Source organism: Mesorhizobium sp. M0185, from assembly GCF_040322175.1.
GTDB lineage: Bacteria > Pseudomonadota > Alphaproteobacteria > Rhizobiales > Rhizobiaceae > Mesorhizobium.
This window is the reverse complement of record NZ_JAMYSY010000022.1, coordinates 67227-87012: the sequence shown is the minus strand read 5'-3', so window position 1 is coordinate 87012 and position 19786 is coordinate 67227. Positions and strand designations below refer to the sequence as shown.

Genomic DNA, 19786 nt, shown 5'->3' with positions numbered 1-19786 from the left:
GGTTGTTGAAAACCGCGCGGGCAGGGCGGCGATGTCGCCGCGCGTGCCTTGTAGCCGCCGCCGGAAAATAGTCAACCCTGTGTCTGGGTTCAATCGTCGGCTTCCGGCGCTTCAACTCTCGCTGCGGCTATATTGCGAGTGCTCGAAGAACAGCACCACGCCGAGCGCGATCAGCAGCGGGATGATCAGGTAGAACAGCCGGAACACCAGCAGCGCCGCCAGCACGCCGACCTGGTCCATATGCGACAAGCCCGCAAGGAACACCACCTCGAAGACGCCCAGCCCGCCCGGCGCATGCGAGATCTGCGCGATCGAGAACGACACCAGGAACACGCCGAGCACGACGAAATAGCCGGGATTGCCTGATACGGGCAGGGCGAAGAAGATGATCGCCGCCGCCGCCAGCAGCTCGATCGGGCCGACCAGCAGTTGCCGCGCCACGATCGGCAGCGCCGGATAATGCAGCTGAAAGCTGCCGATCCTGAGTGGTCTCAGATGCAGCCAACTGCCGAATATGTAGGCCGCCACCACGAGCAGCATGGCGAACCCACCTGCTTGCGCCAGTCGGTGATGCGGTATGCCGGAAAACCGGTCGATCACCTCGGGCTCGAGCAGCAGGACGATGCTTGAGACGAACAGCGTCGACAGCACGAAGGTGATCCAACAGATCGCCACCAGAATGCCGACATCCTGCCCGGTCAGGCCCCTGGTGCCGTAGGCGCGGTAGCGGATCACCGCACCGGAAAACACCGAGCCGCCGATATTGTGCGACAGCGCGTAGGTGGTGAACGAGCAGAAGGTGACGAACAGCCACGATACTTTCTTGCCGATGTGCAGCAACGCGATGTGGTCGTATCCGGCGAGCGAGGCATAGGCGATGACCGAACTCAGCGCCGCCAGCACCCAGCCGCGCGCCGGAATGGCGATTATGCCGGCCCAGACGTCGTCAAGCGAGATGCCGCGCAATTCGTGCAGCAGCAGCCACAGCGAGAACACCACCGCGGCGAAGCCGATCACGGGCCAGAAATAGCGCCTCCAGTTCATGGCATGACGATCATGCGTTGCAGCCCGTACCGTTTTCCGGTTCGCAGCAGGCAAACCGCCCGCGTTGCCGAATGATTTACCCTCCATTTCAGAAATGCCTCATTGAAGCCGGCTATTCAACCGGGAAGGCGCGTTGTGGCGCTCGCGCCTTCCCTTCTCCCAAGGGGACAAGGGCTCACCGACGTCGCCGCCTTCACGCCGCCGGCAAAATTCGCCGCGAGCGCTCTTGGTGATCCGGCCGTGCGCTGATAGTCTGGCGGCAACTTGAACATGTAAAAGCGCCTGCTGCGTCCGGTCTCCGGTTCGCGCGGCGCCGGAAGGAACGACAGTGGAAGACCACGAAGCCGGCGCTGGCGCGCCGGAAGTGGGCGTGTCCAGGGGTTCGCCGACGCCGTCCGGCCAGGCAAGCCCATCCACCGGACGCTACGGCCGTCAGGTGCAACCCTGGTCCGGCAATGGACAGGCTGGCGACACGTCCCACGATTACAAGGGTCAGAACGGCCCGCATCAGAACGGCAAACCCAAGAAACGGCGCAAGCGCCGGCGCGGGCGCAAGGTTTTCGCACGCGACGAGGCTCGTCCGGTGATATCAGGCACTTCGGTGCCCGTCGCCAACGAGGCCCCGGCCGCGCGCCTACCCCAGCCAGCGGCTTCGATCGCTTCCCCGTCTTCGCTCGCGCAATTGCCTCCAGCCTCGCCAAGGCCGGAGCAAGGTGCCCGCACATCGCCGCCGCTGCAGGAATTGCCGGTGTTTGCCGCGCTCGATCTCGGCACCAACAATTGCCGCCTGCTGGTCGCGGTGCCGACGCGCCATGGCCAGTTCCGCGTTATCGATGCCTTCTCGCGCATCGTCAGGCTGGGCGAGGGCCTTACCGCCAATGGCCGGCTCGGCGACGCCGCAATGGACCGCGCGATCGAGGCGCTGAAGATCTGCGGTGACAAATTGCGCAACCGCAAGGTCAGGAAGGCAAGGCTGATCGCCACCGAGGCCTGCCGGACCGCCGCCAACGGCGTCGAGTTCCTCGAGCGCGTCGAGCGCGAGGCCGGCCTGCGGCTCGAGATCATCGACCGCCAGACCGAGGCGCGGCTGGCGGTGTCGGGCTGCGGCTCGCTGGTCGAGCGCGACACGCAAGGCGTCGTGCTGTTCGACATCGGCGGCGGCTCGTCCGAAATCGCGCTGATCGACCTCACCGGCCACCGCTCGCCAAGGCTCGCCAACCACATCGTCTCGTGGACCTCGCTGCCGGTCGGCGTCGTTTCGCTGGCCGAGCGTTTTGGCGGCCGCACGGTGACGCGCGAGATCTTTGGCGCCATGGTCGACGATGTCGCAGTGCGGCTGCGCGCCTTCGACGGGCGCGACCGGCTGAGCCACCTCCTGTCCAGCCCGAAATTCCATTTGCTCGGCACCTCGGGCACGGTGACGACGCTGGCCGGCGTCCATCTCGATCTCGAACGCTATGACCGCCGCCGCGTCGACGGGCTGTGGATGGATCGCGACAGCGTCGACCGCATGGTCGAAAAACTGGTCGGCTGGGATTTCCAGCAACGCGTCGCCAACCCTTGCATCGGCGCCGACCGCGCCGACCTGGTTCTGGCCGGCTGCGCCATATTGGAGGCGATCCGCGCCGTCTGGCCGTCGGAGCGGCTGCGTGTCGCCGACCGCGGCCTGCGCGAGGGCATATTGAGCGAATTGATGGCCGATGACGGCGTCTGGCGGCGAGGCCGGCAATGACCAAGAAACCGGAAAGACCGAGCTCCGCCGGCCTTCGCGTGCTGAAGACGAAGATCAAGAAGAAAAGCGGCTTGAAGGAATCGTCGCGCCGCTGGTTGCAGCGCCACATCAACGATCCCTATGTCCAGCGCTCGAAGGCCGACGGCTATCGTTCGCGCGCCGCCTACAAGCTGATCGAGATCGACGACAAGCACCATCTGCTCAAGCCAGGCATGAAGGTGATCGACCTTGGTGCGGCGCCCGGCGGCTGGTGCCAGGTCGCCGCCGCGCGTACCAAGTCGACCGCGGAACACCCTAACGTCGTCGGCATCGACTATCTCGAGATGGACGCCGTGCCGGGCGCGCCGGTGCTGCTGATGGATTTCCTCGATCCGCAGGCACCCGAAAAGCTGGCCGAGACGCTGGGCGGCCAGCCCGACATCGTGCTCTCCGACATGGCCGCACCGACCACCGGCCACAAACGGACCGACCACATCCGCACCATGCATCTTTGCGAGGTGGCGGCCGATTTCGCGCTGTCGGTATTGAAGCCTGGCGGACATTTCCTCGCCAAGACGTTTCAGGGCGGCGCCGAAAACGAATTGCTGGCCAGGCTGAAACGGAATTTCCGCTCGGTCCATCACGTCAAGCCGCCGGCCTCGCGCGACGAATCGGTGGAGCTGTATTTGCTGGCAAAGGATTTTAAGGGCGGAAACGGCACAGCGTAAAAGTCGCTCTGTAGCGATCCTTCGCCCCCTCTGTCCTGCCGGACATCTCCCCCTCAGGGGGGAAATCGGATGTCATCGCGGCCTTCGCAAACCTTCGACCGTGAAGAGTGAGTGCAGTGCCGAAACTGCCAATCTCCCTCCTTGAGGGGGAGATGGCCGGCAGGCCAGAGGGGGGTGCCGTCCCGTCGGCGCTGGAGGGCGCCACTCCTCAACTCCCCGGCGGGCTCACCGGCTCCAGCGTCTTCGGCGGTGTCAGCCGGCCATGTCCAGACACGGCATTGCCGGCGTCCGGCGCTAGCCGCATGAACGACAGCGAGGCTGCCGCCGACACCGCCGCCACGATGAAGAAGGCGGTGTGGAAGTCGCTCAGCGTTAGCGGGCCGCCATGGATCTTGGTCGACACTTCCAGGATGCCGCCGGCCAGCGCCACGCCGAGTGCGATCGCCAACTGCTGGAACACCGCCGTGATCGGCGTGGCCTTGCTGGTGTCGGCGGCCGAAATCTCGGCGTAGGCAAGCGCATTGATGCCGGTGAAGAACATCGACCGGATGAAGCCCCCGGCGAGCAGCATGGCGAGGATCAGCCCATAGGGCGTGTCGGGTGTGAACAGGCCGTTGATGGCGATTGACGCGGCAGCGATGAGCGAGCCTGAAATCAGCACCCGGCGGAAGCCAGCGACCCTGAAGATCAGCGCGGTGACGAATTTCATGCCTATGGCGCCGATTGCCGAGACGAAGGTGATCATGCCGGACTGGAATGGCGTCAGCCCGAAACCGATCTGGAACATCAGCGGCAAAAGGAAAGGTACGGCACCAATGCCGATGCGGAACAGTCCGCCGCCGAGCACCGACGAGCGGAACACCCGATTGCGAAACAGCTCGAGCGCCAGCAGCGGATTCTTGGCGCGGCGCGCGTGCAGCAGGTAAAGCACCGCCGATGCCAGCCCGACGGCAACGGTGATAAAGCCGGCAACTGGCGGCAGAGCCGGCAGGCTGACCACCGATAGGCCGAACACAATGCCCGATGCCGCCAGCCCGCTCAGCACGAAACCGATGAGATCGAGCGGCGGCGTCTGCGTGGCGTCGGTCTTCGGCAGGAAACGCGTGGCCAGCCAGATGCCGATCAGCCCGATCGGCACATTGATCAGAAAAATCCAGTGCCAGGAAAAATAGGTCGTGATGAAGCCGCCAACCGGCGGGCCGACCAAGGGGCCGACCAGAGCCGGGACAGTCAGCCACGACATGGCGGCAACGAGCTCGCTTTTCGGCGTCGCGCGTACCAGCACCAGGCGTCCGACCGGCGTCATCATGGCGCCGCCAATGCCTTGCAGGAAACGTGACACCACGAAAGCCGGCAGCGAATTGGAAATGGCGCACGCGACCGAACCGACGATGAACACGGCGATCGCGGCGCGGAAGACATTCTTGGCGCCGAAGCGGTCGGCCATCCAGCCGCTTATCGGAATGAAGATCGCCAGCGATACCAGATAGGCGGTCAGCGCCAGCTTGAGCGCGATCGGGCTGGTGTGGATGTCGATGGCGATCGCCGGCAACGATGTCGCAATGACGGTCGAATCCATGTTTTCCATGAATAGAGCGACCGCCAGGATAAGCGGAATGGTGCGGTTCACGATGGATCCGGCCTTGAAATGTGCGTCGCGATTGCTTGCCGGCCCTGGGGGCCAAACCGACAGGTAGGGCGGTTATCATGGCTTGACCCGGATGTCGCATTAATTTGCTGTCACGTTTGTGCGACCGCAAGTGCCGCGGCCCCTGGGGCAAAATACAGCTTCGCCACTACACAACCATCGGCTTTTCAACGGCGATCGGACGTGTTACGAGCCAGCGCCAATCCTGAAAGGGAAGAAGACGAGTCGGCGCTGTCCATCCAGGGCGAGCGCCTTTCCTGCATTCCGAGGGCTGGCCATGGCAAAAATCATCGAGACGTCCACCGGCGCATTGGCGCTGACCTTTGACGACGTGCTGCTGCAGCCGGGTCATTCCGAGGTCATGCCCGGCGAGACCGACATCCGCACCCGCATCGCAGGTGACATCGACCTCAACGTGCCGATCCTGTCGGCCGCCATGGACACGGTCACCGAGGCGCGACTCGCCATCGCCATGGCCCAGGCCGGCGGCATAGGCGTCATCCACCGCAATTTCTCGCCGGCCGAACAGGCCGAGCAGGTGCGGCAGGTGAAGAAGTTCGAGTCCGGCATGGTGGTCAACCCGGTCACCATCGGTCCCGAGGCGACGCTTGCCGATGCGCTGGGTCTGATGCGCACCTACAGCATTTCGGGCATTCCGGTGGTCGAGAACGGCGGCACCGGCGGCCACACGGTCGGCCGGCTCGTCGGCATCCTGACTAACCGCGACGTCCGCTTCGCGTCCGATCCGGCGCAAAAGGTCTATGAGCTGATGACCCGCGAGAACCTGATCACGGTCAAGGAGAACGTCGATCAGGACGAGGCCAAGCGGCTGCTCCACCAGCACCGCATCGAGAAGCTTGTTGTGGTCGATCGGGACGGCAATTGCGTCGGGCTGATCACGGTCAAGGACATCGAGAAGTCGCAGCTCAACCCGCACGCCACCAAGGATGCGCAGGGGCGGTTGCGCGCCGCCGCCGCCACCAGCGTCGGCGATGACGGTTTCGAACGGGCCGAGCGCCTCATCGACGCCGGCGTCGACCTTCTCGTGATCGACACCGCGCACGGTCATTCGCAGCGCGTTCTGGATGCGGTGACGCGGGCCAAGAAACTGTCCAACTCGGTTCGCATCCTGGCCGGCAACGTCGCCACCGCGGAAGGCACCTTGGCGCTGATCGATGCCGGCGCCGACGCGGTCAAGGTCGGCATCGGACCAGGCTCCATCTGCACCACCCGTATCGTCGCCGGCGTCGGCGTGCCGCAGCTCTCGGCGATCATGTCGGCGGTCGAGACGGCGCAGAAATCCGGCGTTTCGGTCATTGCCGATGGCGGCATCAAATATTCGGGCGATCTCGCCAAGGCACTGGCCGCCGGCGCCAGCGCGGCGATGATCGGCTCGCTGCTGGCCGGCACGGACGAGAGCCCGGGCGAGGTCTATCTGCACCAGGGCCGCTCCTTCAAAGCCTATCGCGGCATGGGCTCGGTCGGCGCGATGGCGCGCGGCTCCGCCGATCGTTATTTCCAGGCCGAGGTGCGCGACACGCTGAAACTGGTCCCGGAAGGCATCGAAGGGCAGGTGCCGTACAAAGGACCTGTGTCTGGCGTGCTGCACCAGCTTGCAGGCGGCCTGAAAGCCGCTATGGGTTATGTCGGTGGCCGCGACCTTGCCGATTTCCGCGAGCGCGCCACTTTTGTGCGGATATCCAATGCCGGACTTCGTGAAAGCCACGCCCATGACGTCACGATTACCCGCGAAAGCCCGAATTATCCTGGCGGAGCCTGACCGTCATGCGCTTTGGCGCAATCTGGCGGCAATGATCCTGCGGCTGTCGCGCCACGCGGCCGCACTCTGTGTCGCCACCGTGGCGGTTTTCATCATCATGACTGCGATGGAGTTCCTCTATTTTCGCCAATTGAGCGGCGGTCTGCCGTCGCTCGACATGCGCTATGCCGGTTTCACCCCGGATGAGGGCATGGCCTGGCTAACAGCCCTCGGCCGGCGCGGCAGCGAAATTATTCTCGTCTGGCATTACCTGACCTTCGACCTGCTTTTTCCGGCGCTGCTATCGCTGACGATGGTCAGCCTGATTCTGGCCACGGGCCGGCGGCTGAAGAATTTCCGTGCACTGCCTGCGCAAACCCAGTCGATATTCGCGGTTGTGCTGGTGCTGCCCTACCTGCTTACTGACTATGCCCAGAATATCGCCGTGGCTCGTCTTTTGTCCGATTTTCTGTCGGCCAATCCGGATTCACTATCCTTCGCCTCGGCGCTGATCGTCACCAAATTCGCCCTACTGGCGATACCAGTGACTGTCATTGCGGCTTTCACTCTGATGGCTCAGAAACGGCCTTGAAGGCTGGGTGACAACGACAGGGGGCGTCTTGAACCAGACCGCGATCTTCTGGCCGATGCTGGCGCAGGTGCTGCTGGTCTATATCGTCTATATCGTAATGGGCCGGCGCCGCTATGGTGCGGTCAGATCGGGCGAAGCCAAGACCGGTCAGTTCAAGACGCGCTCGACGGAGCCTGGTTCCAGCGTCACCGTCGCCGACAATCTGAGCAACCAGTTCGAACTGCCGGTGCTTTTCTACGTCTTATGCTTGACGCTGCACGTGACCAATGGCGTCAATTACCTGACCTTGGCACTGATGTGGATCTTTGTCGTCTCCCGCTATTTTCACGCATCGGTCCACTTGACCAGCAATCGGCTAATCCTGCGCAGCAGGGCATTCTACCTGGGCGCGGTAGTTCTCGCACTTGGCTGGATATGGGTGGCGCTGCATCTGCTCGGCTTGGTCTGAGCAGATCAAGGCTACAAATCGAACACAGCGATCTTGCGCTTGTCGAACCTGATGGCGAGTTCACCGCGCACCAGCTTGAGCGCGGCCTCGCCGAAGACGGCGCGCCGCCAGCCTTGCAATGCCGGCACGTCGGCTTCCTCGCCCTCGGCAGCGATGCGGTCGATGTCGTCACTGGAGGCGAGTACCTTGGATGCGACGCCCTCCTTTTCGGCAACGATCCGCAGCAGCACCTTCAGCAACTCCGCCGCAGCGCTCGACCCCTCCGGCGGCTGGAAGCTCTTCGGCAGCTTCGGCATCTCTTCCCTGGGCAGGGCAAGGGCAGCGTTTACCGCGCCAAGCAGTGCCGTCGCCGTCGACGAGCGCTCCCAGCCCTTCGGCGTGGTACGCAGCTTGCTCAGCGCCGCAGCGTCGCGCGGCGCCTGCTGCGCCACTTCGTAGATCGCATCGTCCTTGAGCACCCGGCCGCGCGGCACGTCGCGCTCGCGCGCTTCGCGTTCGCGCCAGGCGGCCACCGCCTGCACGATCGCCAGTTCCTGCGGCTTGCGCAGCCGCATCTTGAGCCGCTTCCAGGCATCCTCGGGATGCGGATCGTAGGTCTCGCGCGAGGTCAGCACGTCCATCTCCTCGTTCAGCCAGTGGGCGCGGTTTTCTCGCACCAGCTCGGCGCTGAGATGCTTGTAGACCTCGATCAGGTGGGTGACGTCGGCGAGCGCGTAGTCGAGCTGCTTTTCGGACAGCGGACGGTGGCGCCAGTCGGTGAAGCGCGAGGACTTGTCGAGCCGCGCTCCGGTGATGCGCTGCACCAGCTGGTCGTAGGAGACGCTGTCGCCGAAGCCGCAGACCATTGCCGCGACCTGGGTGTCGAACACCGGATGCGGCACCAGATCGCCGAGATGCACGATGATTTCGATGTCCTGGCGCGCCGCATGGAAGACTTTGACGATCGCCTCGTTGGCCATCAGCCTGAAGAACGGTTTCAGGTCGATGTCGGGCGACAGCGGATCGATCAGCGCGGTCACCCCGGGCGCTGCCATCTGGATCAGGCACAGGATCGGCCAGAAGGTCGTTTCGCGAATGAATTCGGTATCGACGGTGACGAATTCCGCCTTTTCGAAAGCGGCAATAGCGGTCTCGAGTTCTTTCTGGGTGGTGATGACGTGCATCAAATCGCTTTTGGCAAGGGATAGGGTCTCTTTCAATTTCAGCCGCGCGCGCTTTCGTCAAGCGCAAGCACCTCTATCCAGGCTTTGCGGGTTCATCGGGATCGGCATTCCGCTTCGCCAACCGGGCAAAAACCGTCGAGGTGCGCAACAGCGCCGTAAAACGGCTGCGATGGGTCGCCGGCACGGCGGAGCGCGCCTGCATCCGGTAAAGGATGACGGCCACGAAGATCGCATAGACGGTGGCGCTGAACACGAACAGCGCGCTCGGCCCGAAAAATTGCATCACCGTCGAGGCTGCGAACGGCCCGCCGATGGCGCCGAAGGAATAAAACAGCATCAAGGCAGCGTTGATCAGCACGAACTCGCCCTTGTCGGCGCGGTCGTTGGAATGCGCCGCTGACAACGAATAGAGCGGCATGGCGAAGCAGCCGAAGATGAAGACGAGCAGGAAGTTGAGAAACGGGCTGCCGCCTGCCACGAATGCCAGCGCCAGTGCCGCCACCATCGCACAGCACGTCGTCATCAGCAGCACCGAGCGCCGGTCCCAGCGGTCGGAGAGATAGCCAAGCGGGTATTGGATGATGGCGCCGCCGAAAATGCCGACGCTGACGAAGGTGACGACGTCGGCGACCGACATGCCGATCTGCTCGGCATAGACCGGCGACAGGGTGCGGAAGGCGCTGTTTGTGACGCCGACGGCGATACAGCCGAAGCAGCCGAGCGGCGAGATCCGCCAGACGCGCGCCAAATCGAGCTTGACGTCTTCCGGTGGCGTCGGATTGGAGCGGTCGCCGAGCGAAACCGGCACCAGCGAAACGGTGATCATCATCGACATGATGGCGAAGATGGCAAAGCCGCCGGCGCCAAAGATCGGGATCAGGAACTGGGCGCCCGTCACCGAGCCGATGTCGACCATCCGGTAGATGGCAAGCACCCGCGCCCGGTCAGTGTTGGTGACGCCGGAATTCAGCCAGGCTTCCATGATGGTGAACAGGCCGGCAAAGCAGAACCCGCCGGCAAAGCGCACGGCGCACCACATCACCGGATCGATGACCAGCACCAGAAGCAGCGTTCCCGCCGAGGCGATCGCCGCGAGTGCCGAAAAGGCGCGCACATGGCCGACGGACTTCATGATGCGGGTCACGGCAAGGCAGCCGAGCAGGAAGCCGGCGAAATAGAACGTGCCCATCAGGCCGATCGAGGAAGCGGGAAAACCTTCCTGCGCACCACGCAGCGCAATCAACGTGCTCTGCAGGCCGTTGCCGCCGAGCAGGATGCCGGCGGCGATCAGGAGGGGGATCAGCGGGCGGATGGAAGACATGAAGGAAAGCCTGTCGTTGATCCTTCTTGAACCATCGCCTTCGCCAATGCCAGCGGCAATTCCCGGTGGCGTTGGGGCCAGCCGGGGGCCTTAATGCATGTCGCGCAAAAGTGTGCAGCGGTTTTGCGATAACGACATGCATAAAAACAAGAACCTAAAGCGCGTCGCATGAGGCCGATCGAATGCGACACGCTTTAGGTGCATTAGCGAGGGGGAACTTGCGCTACCGCGTGGCGCCGGACCCTCCGTGTTGGGAACCAAGGCGTATCTTTGTAGTTCAGTGCTGGTGGGCGAATACGCGTCTTGTGAGCTGCCGGTGTGCGGAGACGGTGTCAGGCATCGACGTCGTTTCTGCTGCCCGGCCTGAAGCTCCAAAGGGAGGTCCGCCATCATGAAATTTCATTCCGCATTTGCGGCATTTGCCGTGGCCGCAGTTCTGGCGGCCGGGCCGGCGCGGGCTGTCGACCTCGCCATGGTGTCCGGAGATACCGGCAACGGCCAGAGAATCCTTCGCGAGATCCTCGATCAATACGAGAAGAAGACCGGCAACAAGGTTAGCGTCGTTCCGCTGCCTCCCTCGGCGACGGACCAGTTTGGCCAATACCGGCTCTGGCTTGCCGCCGGAAGCAGCGACGTCGACATCTATCAAACGGACATCATCTGGGCCCCCCAGCTTGCAAGGCAGTTCATCGACCTGACCGAAGCGACCAAGGATGTCGTTGGCGCCCATTTCCCATCGATCATCAAATCGCAGACCGTCGACGGCAAGCTCGTCGCCTTGCCGATATTCACCGACGCTCCGGCGCTCTACTACCGCAAGGATCTCCTCGACAAATACGGCGCCAGGGTCCCGGCCAGCTGGGCTGAACTTGCCGATACCGCCAAGCTTGTCATGGACAAGGAGCGCGCGGCCGGCAACAAGGACATGTGGGGTTTCGTTTTCCAGGGCAACGCCTATGAGGGGCTGACCTGCGATGCACTCGAATGGGTGAAGTCGAACGGCGGCGGCCAGATTATCGAGCCGGACGGCACGATCTCCATCAACAATCCGCAAGCAGCTGCGGCGCTGGAAATGGCGAGGAGCTGGGTGGGAACCATCTCGCCGCCCGGCGTTCTGGCCTACCAGGAAGAAGAGTCGCGCGGCGTCTGGCAGACCGGCAACGCCGTCTTCATGCGCAACTGGCCCTACGCCTACGCGCTTGGCAACAGCGAAAGCTCCCCCATCAAAGGCAAGTTCAAGGTGACCACGCTGCCGCCGGGGTCGGGTGAGGGCGCGCGCCCGGCAGCAACGCTTGGCGGCTGGAATCTCGCGGTTTCCAAATATTCGAAGAACCCGGATGCAGCGATCGAGCTGGTCAAATGGATCGCCTCGCCTCAGATGCAGAAGTACCGCGCCTTGAAGGGGGCATATCTGCCGACCATCCAGGCACTCTATGACGATGCCGACATCGCCAGCGCCCAGCCGGTGATTCCGCGCTGGAAGGAAGTCGTCCTCAACGCGGTGCCGCGTCCCTCGGCCCAGGCCAAGACAAGGTACAATGAGGCATCGAGCGAGTTCTGGACCGCCGTCCACAACACCATTTCCGGCGAGGGCACAGCCGCTGACAACCTTGCCGATCTGGAGTTCTCCTTGACCAGGCTCAAGGGCACCGCCTGGTGACCTCGCCGCGCTCAGGCTCGCTGCTGGCGCGTCAGCGTGTGCGCTCGGCATGGCTGCTGCTTGCTCCGATGCTCATCGTGCTCGCCGCCGTCGCCGGCTGGCCGTTGATGCGCACGATCTATTTCGGCTTCACCGATGCCTCGCTCGCCGACCTCGAAGCCCGCCGCTGGGTTGGCTTCGCCAACTATTTCTCCGTCCTGCAAATGCCGAGCGGCCGCGTCATTTATGACGGGCTGCTCGCCGATCCGGTCTGGTGGCGCGCCGTCTGGAACACGGTGCGCTTCGCGGTGATTTCGGTGACCTGCGAGACGGTGCTCGGCATGATCGTCGCGCTGGTGCTCAACGCCAAGTTTCGCGGCCGCGGCATCGTGCGCGCCGCGATCCTCATCCCTTGGGCGATCCCGACGATCGTCTCGGCGAAAATGTGGCAGTGGATGCTCAACGACCAGTTCGGCATCATCAACGACGTCCTGCTCAAGCTCGGCCTGATCAGCACCAAGATCGCCTGGACGGCCAGCGCCGACACGGCGATGGTCGCCGTCCTTGTTGTCGACATCTGGAAGGCGACCCCCTTCATGGCGCTTCTCATTCTCGCCGGCCTCCAGATGCTTCCGCAAGAAATCTACGAGGTCGCCAAGCTCGACGGCGTCGGCGCGTGGAGAATTTTCTGGAAGATCACCTTGCCGCTCATCCGACCGGCGTTGATGGTGGCCATGATCTTTCGCGGTCTCGACGCCCTGCGCATCTTCGATCTGATCTACGTGCTTACGCCAAACAACATACATACCAAGTCGATGTCGGTGTTTGCCCGCGAGAGCCTGTTTGAGTTCGACAAGTTCGCTTCCGGTTCCGCCGCCTCGACGCTTCTCTTCCTCATCCTCGCTCTGCTGACCATGCTCGTTCTTTGGCTCGGCCGGATAAGACTGGACAAGGACTATTGATCATGTGGGACTGCTGACCATGTGGATCGTCAAGCGCACGGCTTTCTACCTCCTCGTCGCCGTTATCGTCGTCGTCGCGGTGTTCCCGTTCTACTACGCCATCATCACCAGCCTGAAATCCGGGACGGCGCTCTTCCAGATCGATTATTGGCCGAAGACGATTACCTTCAGCAATTACAAGACCGTTTTCACCGAGGGGACCTTCCTGCGCAATCTCGTGAACTCGCTGTTCATTTCGAGCGCCGTTGTCGTCATTTCGCTGTTCCTGGGCGTCACCGCTGCCTATGCGCTGGCGCGCATCCGCTTCCGCGGCCGCTCGGCTCTGCTCCTCACTATCCTGTCCGTTTCGATGTTCCCGCAATTGGCGGTGCTTGCCGGTCTTTTCGAGCTGATCCGCACCTTCGGCCTCTACAATTCGCCGTTCGCGCTGATCTTGTCCTACATGATCTTCACCTTGCCGTTCACCGTCTGGGTGCTCACCGCCTTCGTTCGCGACCTGCCGATCGAGCTGGAGGAAGCGGCGATCCTCGATGGCGCCACGCCCTGGATCATCATCAGCCGCGTCTTCCTGCCGCTCATGTGGCCGGCGCTGGCGACCACCGGGCTTCTCGCCTTCATCGGTGCTTGGAACGAGTTCCTGTTCGCCCTTACGTTTACTTCCAGCAACGAGCAGCGAACCGTGCCGGTGGCGATCGCGCTGCTCTCCGGCAGCTCGCAGTTCGAGATCCCGTGGGGCAACATCATGGCCGCATCGGTGATCGTCACCGTGCCGCTCGTCATCCTTGTCCTGATCTTCCAGCGCAAGATCATCTCCGGCCTCACCGCGGGCGGGGTGAAGGGGTGAGTGCATAGTTGAACTGCCGGCACAGAGCAGCGAACTCAGATTGACGCCTCGAGCATAAATTGATGCCGGTGGGATAGGGGCGGGAAAAACGCGAACTCGACCCGGCTGCCGCTTGCCTTGACAAATGCACCCTCTCATGTGCTTTTCGCGAAAATTTTCAGGCTGGGCCGTCATGCCTTGGCCGCAACCCAACATCCGGACTTTAAGAATGACAATGCATCGTTACCGCAGCCATACCTGTGCCCAATTGAGGAAGGCCGACGTCGGCTCGACCGTACGCCTGTCGGGCTGGGTGCATCGCGTGCGCGACCATGGCGGCCTGCTGTTCATCGATTTGCGCGACCATTACGGCCTGACGCAGATCGTCGCCGATCCGGATTCGCCGGCCTTCAAGATTGCCGAGACCTTGCGCGGCGAATGGGTCGTCCGCGTCGACGGCGAGGTCAAGGCGCGCCTCGCCGACACCGTGAACCCTAATTTGCCGACCGGCGAGATCGAGATTTTCGCCCGCGAGATCGAGGTGCTGTCGGCGGCCAAGGAATTGCCGCTGCCGGTCTTCGGCGAGCCGGATTATCCAGAGGACATCCGCCTCAAATACCGCTTCCTCGACCTGCGCCGCGACACGCTGCACAAGAATATCGTCGCGCGGACGAAAATCATCGCCGAGATGCGCAAGCTGATGGGCGAGGTCGGCTTCACGGAATTCTCGACGCCGATCCTGACCGCCTCGTCGCCGGAAGGGGCGCGCGACTTTCTGGTGCCGTCGCGCATCCACCCCGGCACTTTCTATGCGCTGCCGCAGGCACCGCAGATATATAAGCAGCTGATCATGGTGTCCGGCTTCGACCGCTACTTCCAGATTGCGCCCTGCTTCCGCGACGAGGACCCGCGCGCCGACCGTCTGCCGGGTGAATTCTACCAGCTCGACGTGGAGATGAGCTTCGTCGAGCAGGAGGATGTGTTCAGCACCATGGAGCCGGTGATGCGGGGGGTGTTCGAGACCTTTGCCGCCGGCAAGCCGGTGACGGAGAAGTTTCCGCGCATCGCCTATGATGTCGCCATGCGCAAATACGGCACCGACAAGCCGGACCTGCGCAACCCGATCGAGATGCAGGCCGTCTCGGATCATTTTCGCGACTCTGGCTTCAAGGTATTTGCCAACATCCTTGCCAACGATCCGAAGGCCGAGGTCTGGGCCATTCCGGCCAAGACCGGCGGGTCTCGCGCCTTCTGCGACCGCATGAACTCATGGGCGCAAGGCGAGGGCCAGCCCGGCCTCGGCTACATCTTCTGGCGCAAGGAGGGCGAGAAGCTTGAAGGCGCCGGGCCGCTGGCCAAGAACATCGGCGAGGAGCGCACCGACGCGATCCGACAACAACTCGGCCTTGCCGATGGCGATGCCGCCTTCTTCGTCGCCGGCGATCCGAAGAAATTCGTCTCCTTCGCGGGAGCGGCGCGCACCCGCGCCGGCGAGGAGCTCAATCTTGTCGACCGCGACCGCTTCGAATTGTGCTGGATCGTCGACTTCCCGTTCTTCGAATGGAACGAGGAGGAGAAGAAGATCGATTTCGCGCACAATCCTTTCTCGATGCCGCAAGGCGGCATCGATGCGCTTAACGGCGAGGATCTGCTCGGCATCAAGGCGTTCCAGTACGACATGGTCTGTAACGGTTTCGAGATCGCCTCCGGCGGCATCCGCAACCATCTGCCCGAAACCATGGTCAAGGCCTTCGAAACCGTCGGGCTGGACCGCGCGACCATCGAAGAGCGCTTCGGCGGCCTTTATCGCGCCTTCCAGTATGGCGCGCCGCCGCATGGCGGCATGGCAGCCGGCATCGACCGCGTCGTCATGCTTCTGGTCGGCGCGAGGAACCTGCGCGAAGTGACCATGTTTCCGATGAACCAGCAGACCTACGACCTGTTGATGAACGCGCCGTCGGAAGCCAGCCCGCAGCAGCTTCGCGAATTGTCGCTGCGCGTGGTGGCGACGAAGAAAGAGGATTAGAAAACGCTCCGAACCGGTGCTGTTGATTCATAAAAAAGCCCGGCATCGCTGCCGGGCTTTTTGCTTGAAGCCTGTCTCGGTCAGTCTTCGTTTGCCGTAACCGTCACGCCGAGCGTTTTCGGCAGGTCGAGCGGGTTGGACATGGCGCCCGCCATGATCAGCGCGAACGGCACCGCTGCCGGCGGCTCGGCCGAGACCTCGATGCTTTGCGGATCGTCGAGGAACTTGTTGACCGCGGCCGAAACCTGCGCGGTCAGTTCCGGATTGTTGAGCTGCGCCATGCCGAAGGGCACGATCGCCTTGGCCTGGTTGGCGATGTCCTTGCCGGACATGCCTTGCTGCTTGCCGGCATAATCGAGCACCTTTTTGGTCAACGAATCGTCGTCGAAGCGGATCGAGGCGCTGTTGAACGAAAGCTGCTGCAGCAGCCCGAGCATGGCCATGCCTTGCGCCGAATTGTCCGCGCCTTCGGGCTGCGCTGCCATCTTCTTCTGCATCTCCTGCAGTGATTTGATGACGTCCAGCGTGTAGCCGCCGAGATCGAAGGTCATGCCGAGCGTGCCGGCATTGTCGACCGATATTTCGTATTTCGACAAGTCCATCCTGCCGTCGGTAGGCTGCCACGTGCCTTCCATCTCAAGATTGCCTGTTATGTTCTGGTAGCCGAGCGCGTTGATGACTTCCTTGGACTTCGGATCTTCGACCAGGGTCAGGTCGGCAGCGAATTTTTCCGTAGTGCCGGAAAACGCCATGGCCTTGCCGTCGGCCGGCGGCGTGATTGCGATGGCAAGCCCGTCCATCGAGAAAGCAGTTTTGTCAGCCACTTTGACTGTCATGTTGTCGAGTTCGGCCGATTTGTACATCATCAGCGAGCCCAGCGGACCGGTTGCGCCTTCGGCCGGAACCGTCATGTCGTGGATGACGAAGGGGCTGAGATTGAGCGTGACGCCATCTTCGCTGTGTTCGAACGGCGACGTCGATACGGTCGCGATTTGATAGCCGCCATTGGCTTCGGTCACACCTTCGAGCTTGACATCACCGATCTTGAGCGCCTCCTTTTCGGCCGCCGGTTTGACCGCTACGCCTTGCAGAACCATGCTGGAGGTGTCGCCGGTTACTCCGGTCCAGGAGAGGTCGACGCCCTGGGCGGCGAGGGCAGCCTTCAGCCGGTCGGCAACCGCGGTATCCTGCGCGAACGCCGCATTCAGCGGCAGCGTCAGCAAAAAGGTCGAAAAAGCCAGTCTCTTAATAAGTGTCGAGTGTCTGATCGTCATCGAGAGCTCCCCTGAGAGTGTCCTGAAATTCTTTCAAATCGTCGCGTCGTCACCATTCGGCGACGAACTGGACCGGAAAAAGGCGGGCCTCGGCACAATGGTCGAAAATCGCGGCCAAAGGCAAACCCGATCCATCAGCCTTGCGATAGAAGCAGGATGTAACGGATTGATGTTGGCCGGCGTCGCGACGCTTCCAATTCCTGTTGCATAATGGATGTCGCGCAAAAATGTGCAACGGTTTTGCGATAACGACATGCATCAAAACAAGGACCTAAAGCGTCGCATGGGGCCGGTCGAATGCGACTCGCTTTAGGAGGATGCATACCGGTGCCTCTTGCCGCGAATCACCCGCTCGGCTAGTGCCAGCCCATGGGAAAAAGGCTTTTGCCGCCCGAGAGTGGCGGCGGCGACAATATTGAGCCGGTCGATCTGAAGAAGGCGCTGGAAGAGCGCTATCTCGCCTACGCGCTGTCGACCATCATGCACCGGGCACTGCCAGACGTGCGCGACGGGCTGAAGCCGGTGCATCGTCGCATCATGCATGCCATGCGCCTGTTGCGGCTTAACCCCGATCAGGGCTTTGCCAAATGCGCCCGCATCGTCGGCGAGGTGATGGGCAAATTCCATCCGCATGGCGACCAGTCGATCTACGACGCGTTGGTGCGGTTGGCGCAGGATTTTTCGATGCGCTACCCGCTGGTCGACGGGCAGGGCAATTTCGGCAATATCGACGGCGATAACGCCGCCGCCATGCGCTACACCGAAGCGCGCATGACCGAAGTGTCGACGCTGCTGCTGGAAGGCATCACCGAGGACGCCGTCGATTTCCGCCCGACCTACAACGAGGAAGACGAGGAGCCGGCCGTGCTGCCCGGCGCCTTCCCGAACCTGCTCGCCAACGGCTCGTCCGGTATCGCCGTCGGCATGGCGACCTCGATCCCGCCGCACAATGCGGCCGAGCTTTGCGACGCCGCGCTTCACCTGATCGATCATCCGGATGCGCCCGTCACCAAGCTGATGGATTTCGTGCAAGGTCCGGATTTCCCGACCGGCGGCATCATCGTCGACAGCCGAGCCTCGATCCTCGAAGCCTACGAAACCGGTCGCGGCGGCTTTCGCGTCAGGGCGAAATGGAGCCAGGAGGACCAGGGCAGGGGCACCTGGAACATAGTCGTCACCGAAATCCCCTATGGCGTCCAGAAGGCCAGGCTGATCGAAAAGATCGCCGAGCTCTTGATGGCGCGCAAGCTGCCGCTGCTCGAGGATATCCGCGACGAGAGCGCCGAGGACATCCGCGTCGTGCTGGTGCCGAAGAGCCGCTCGGTCGATCCCGGCATCATGATGGAATCGCTGTTCAAGCTGACCGAGCTCGAAAGCCGCTTTCCGCTCAACATGAACGTGTTGTCGCGCGGCAAGGTGCCGAACGTGCTGTCGCTGAAAGGTGTGCTCAAGGAATGGCTGGAGCACCGCCGCGACGTCCTGATCCGCCGCTCCAAGCACCGCCTCGGCGAGATCGAAAGGCGGCTGGAGATCCTCGCCGGCTATCTGATCGCCTATCTCAACATCGACGAGGTGATCAGGATCATCCGCGAGGAGGACGAGCCCAAGCAGGTGATGATGGCGCGCTGGTCGCTGACCGACACCCAGGCTGAAGCCATCCTCAACATGCGGCTGAGGGCGCTGCGCAAGCTCGAGGAATTCGAAATCCGCGAGGAATTCAATGGCCTGAGCGGCGAGAAGAAGCAGATCGAGGCACTGCTTGCGTCCGACGCCAAGCAGTGGGCGACGATCAAGTGGGAAGTCGCCAACGTTCGCCAGAAATACGGGCCCGACACCGAGATCGGCAAGCGCCGCACCGAGTTCGCCGACGCACCCGAGCATGACCTGACTGATATCGCCCACGCCATGATCGAGCGCGAGCCGGTCACCGTGGTCGTTTCGGAAAAGGGCTGGCTGAGGGCCATGAAAGGTCATCTGACCGACCATTCGGCCCTGACCTTCAAGGAAGGCGACAGCCTCAAGCTCGCCTTCCACGCCCAGACGACCGACAAGGTGCTGGTCTTCACCACCGGCGGCAAGTTCTACACGATCGGCGCCGACCGGCTGCCGGGTGGGCGTGGCCATGGCGAGCCGATCCGCATCATCGTCGACATGGACAACGACCAGGATATCGTCACCGCTTTCGTCCATGATCCCAAGCGCAAGCTGCTGCTGGTGTCGCATGACGGCAACGGTTTCATCGTGCCGGAAGAAGAAGTCGTCGCCAACACCCGCAAGGGCAAGCAGGTGATGAACGTCAAGGCGCCCGACGAAGCCCAGCGCTGCATGAGCGTCGCCGGCGACCATCTCGCCATTGTCGGCGAGAATCGCAAGATGCTGGTATTCCCGCTGGCCGAGATCCCGGAGATGGGGCGCGGCAAGGGCGTGCGCCTGCAGAAATACAAAGATGGCGGCGTCCTCGACCTCAAGACCTTCACGCTCGCAAGCGGCCTGTCCTGGCAGGATTCGGCAGACCGCACCTTCACCAAATCGCGTGACGAGCTTGCCGAATGGATCGGCGCCCGCGCCTCGGCCGGCCGCATGGTGCCGAAGGGTTTCCCGAGGACTGGCAAGTTCGGGTGAAGCGGTAATCTCCCCCCTTGAGGGGG

The 19786-nt window shown here is 62.8% G+C and carries 15 protein-coding genes; 10 read left to right on the top strand and 5 right to left on the bottom strand.

The genetic code is table 11. From position 1 onward, the window contains the following. Positions 1-111: 111 nt before the first annotated feature. Entirely contained in the window at positions 112-1044 is a 933-nt protein-coding gene (locus tag NKJ20_RS18795; protein WP_352745965.1) for a lysylphosphatidylglycerol synthase domain-containing protein, read from the bottom strand. 328 nt (positions 1045-1372) lie between these two features. Here NKJ20_RS18795 and NKJ20_RS18790 point away from each other — a divergent pair, with 328 nt between their 5' ends. Next, positions 1373-2776 carry a Ppx/GppA phosphatase family protein gene (locus NKJ20_RS18790; protein WP_352745964.1) on the top strand — a complete coding sequence of 468 codons (1404 nt, stop codon included), beginning with the start codon at positions 1373-1375 and terminating at the stop codon, positions 2774-2776. Next, positions 2773-3483, top strand: a complete 711-nt coding sequence (locus NKJ20_RS18785; RefSeq protein WP_352745962.1) for an RlmE family RNA methyltransferase — start codon at positions 2773-2775, stop codon at positions 3481-3483. The genes NKJ20_RS18790 and NKJ20_RS18785 overlap by 4 nt, the downstream gene beginning before the upstream one ends. A gap of 208 nt (positions 3484-3691) precedes the next feature. Here the strand turns inward: NKJ20_RS18785 and NKJ20_RS18780 are convergent, their stop codons facing one another. After that, positions 3692-5113, bottom strand: a complete 1422-nt coding sequence (locus tag NKJ20_RS18780) for an MFS transporter (protein WP_352745960.1) — start codon at positions 5111-5113, stop codon at positions 3692-3694. Between the two features lie 295 nt (positions 5114-5408). On the opposite strand from NKJ20_RS18780, the gene guaB reads away from it, so the two are divergent. Genes guaB through NKJ20_RS18765 form a run of 3 tightly spaced genes read left to right on the top strand, consistent with a single transcriptional unit; the run spans position 5409 to position 7930 of the window. Next, entirely contained in the window at positions 5409-6911 is a 1503-nt protein-coding gene (gene guaB / locus NKJ20_RS18775; RefSeq protein ID WP_352458563.1) for an IMP dehydrogenase, read from the top strand. Between the two features lie 31 nt (positions 6912-6942). Next, positions 6943-7482, top strand: a complete 540-nt coding sequence (locus NKJ20_RS18770; RefSeq protein ID WP_352745995.1) for a hypothetical protein — start codon at positions 6943-6945, stop codon at positions 7480-7482. Between the two features lie 28 nt (positions 7483-7510). Next, entirely contained in the window at positions 7511-7930 is a 420-nt protein-coding gene (locus tag NKJ20_RS18765) for an MAPEG family protein (protein WP_352745958.1), read from the top strand. An 11-nt stretch (positions 7931-7941) separates the two neighbouring features. On the opposite strand, the gene rnd is transcribed toward NKJ20_RS18765, so the two are convergent. Together rnd and NKJ20_RS18755 are read right to left on the bottom strand one after the other, a co-directional pair. Continuing rightward, positions 7942-9093, bottom strand: coding sequence for a ribonuclease D (gene rnd / locus NKJ20_RS18760; RefSeq protein ID WP_023674454.1), 1152 nt, complete (start codon positions 9091-9093; stop codon positions 7942-7944). Between the two features lie 73 nt (positions 9094-9166). Then, positions 9167-10414, bottom strand: a complete 1248-nt coding sequence (locus NKJ20_RS18755) for an MFS transporter (RefSeq protein ID WP_023674455.1) — start codon at positions 10412-10414, stop codon at positions 9167-9169. Between the two features lie 391 nt (positions 10415-10805). Between NKJ20_RS18755 and NKJ20_RS18750 the strand changes: the two genes are divergently transcribed. The 4 genes from NKJ20_RS18750 (at position 10806) to aspS (ending at position 15864) form a co-directional block, all read left to right on the top strand. Continuing rightward, positions 10806-12074: an ABC transporter substrate-binding protein gene (locus NKJ20_RS18750; protein ID WP_352745955.1), complete on the top strand. Its 1269-nt coding sequence runs from the start codon at positions 10806-10808 to the stop codon at positions 12072-12074. A gap of 68 nt (positions 12075-12142) precedes the next feature. After that, positions 12143-13015, top strand: coding sequence for a carbohydrate ABC transporter permease (locus tag NKJ20_RS18745; protein ID WP_352745994.1), 873 nt, complete (start codon positions 12143-12145; stop codon positions 13013-13015). 19 nt (positions 13016-13034) lie between these two features. After that, positions 13035-13859 carry a carbohydrate ABC transporter permease gene (locus NKJ20_RS18740; protein WP_352458566.1) on the top strand — a complete coding sequence of 275 codons (825 nt, stop codon included), beginning with the start codon at positions 13035-13037 and terminating at the stop codon, positions 13857-13859. Between the two features lie 214 nt (positions 13860-14073). Further along, complete coding sequence (gene aspS / locus NKJ20_RS18735) at positions 14074-15864, top strand: aspartate--tRNA ligase (protein WP_352745992.1); 1791 nt, start codon at positions 14074-14076, stop codon at positions 15862-15864. Between the two features lie 80 nt (positions 15865-15944). Here the strand turns inward: aspS and NKJ20_RS18730 are convergent, their stop codons facing one another. Beyond that, the gene (locus NKJ20_RS18730; RefSeq protein ID WP_352472040.1) at positions 15945-17138 is read right to left on the bottom strand and encodes an aq_1923 C-terminal domain; all 1194 of its coding nucleotides are present in this window, start codon (positions 17136-17138) and stop codon (positions 15945-15947) included. A 369-nt stretch (positions 17139-17507) separates the two neighbouring features. On the opposite strand from NKJ20_RS18730, the gene parC reads away from it, so the two are divergent. Then, on the top strand, positions 17508-19760 hold the full coding sequence (gene parC, locus NKJ20_RS18725; RefSeq protein WP_352745952.1) for a DNA topoisomerase IV subunit A: 2253 nt from the start codon (positions 17508-17510) through the stop codon (positions 19758-19760). Positions 19761-19786 lie beyond the last annotated feature (26 nt).

Excerpts from the sequence above, each read along its gene's own strand:
- NKJ20_RS18740 (WP_352458566.1), top strand. The coding sequence starts at position 13,035 with ATGTGGATCGTCAAGCGCACGGCTTTCTACCTCCTCGTCGCCGTTATC.
- NKJ20_RS18750 (WP_352745955.1), top strand. The coding sequence starts at position 10,806 with ATGAAATTTCATTCCGCATTTGCGGCATTTGCCGTGGCCGCAGTTCTG.
- parC (WP_352745952.1), top strand. The coding sequence starts at position 17,508 with ATGGGAAAAAGGCTTTTGCCGCCCGAGAGTGGCGGCGGCGACAATATT.
- aspS (WP_352745992.1), top strand. The coding sequence starts at position 14,074 with ATGCATCGTTACCGCAGCCATACCTGTGCCCAATTGAGGAAGGCCGAC.
- NKJ20_RS18730 (WP_352472040.1), bottom strand. The coding sequence starts at position 17,138 with ATGACGATCAGACACTCGACACTTATTAAGAGACTGGCTTTTTCGACC.
- NKJ20_RS18755 (WP_023674455.1), bottom strand. The coding sequence starts at position 10,414 with ATGTCTTCCATCCGCCCGCTGATCCCCCTCCTGATCGCCGCCGGCATC.
- NKJ20_RS18785 (WP_352745962.1), top strand. The coding sequence starts at position 2,773 with ATGACCAAGAAACCGGAAAGACCGAGCTCCGCCGGCCTTCGCGTGCTG.
- NKJ20_RS18745 (WP_352745994.1), top strand. The coding sequence starts at position 12,143 with ATGCTCATCGTGCTCGCCGCCGTCGCCGGCTGGCCGTTGATGCGCACG.
- NKJ20_RS18795 (WP_352745965.1), bottom strand. The coding sequence starts at position 1,044 with ATGAACTGGAGGCGCTATTTCTGGCCCGTGATCGGCTTCGCCGCGGTG.
- NKJ20_RS18770 (WP_352745995.1), top strand. The coding sequence starts at position 6,943 with ATGATCCTGCGGCTGTCGCGCCACGCGGCCGCACTCTGTGTCGCCACC.
- guaB (WP_352458563.1), top strand. The coding sequence starts at position 5,409 with ATGGCAAAAATCATCGAGACGTCCACCGGCGCATTGGCGCTGACCTTT.
- rnd (WP_023674454.1), bottom strand. The coding sequence starts at position 9,093 with ATGCACGTCATCACCACCCAGAAAGAACTCGAGACCGCTATTGCCGCT.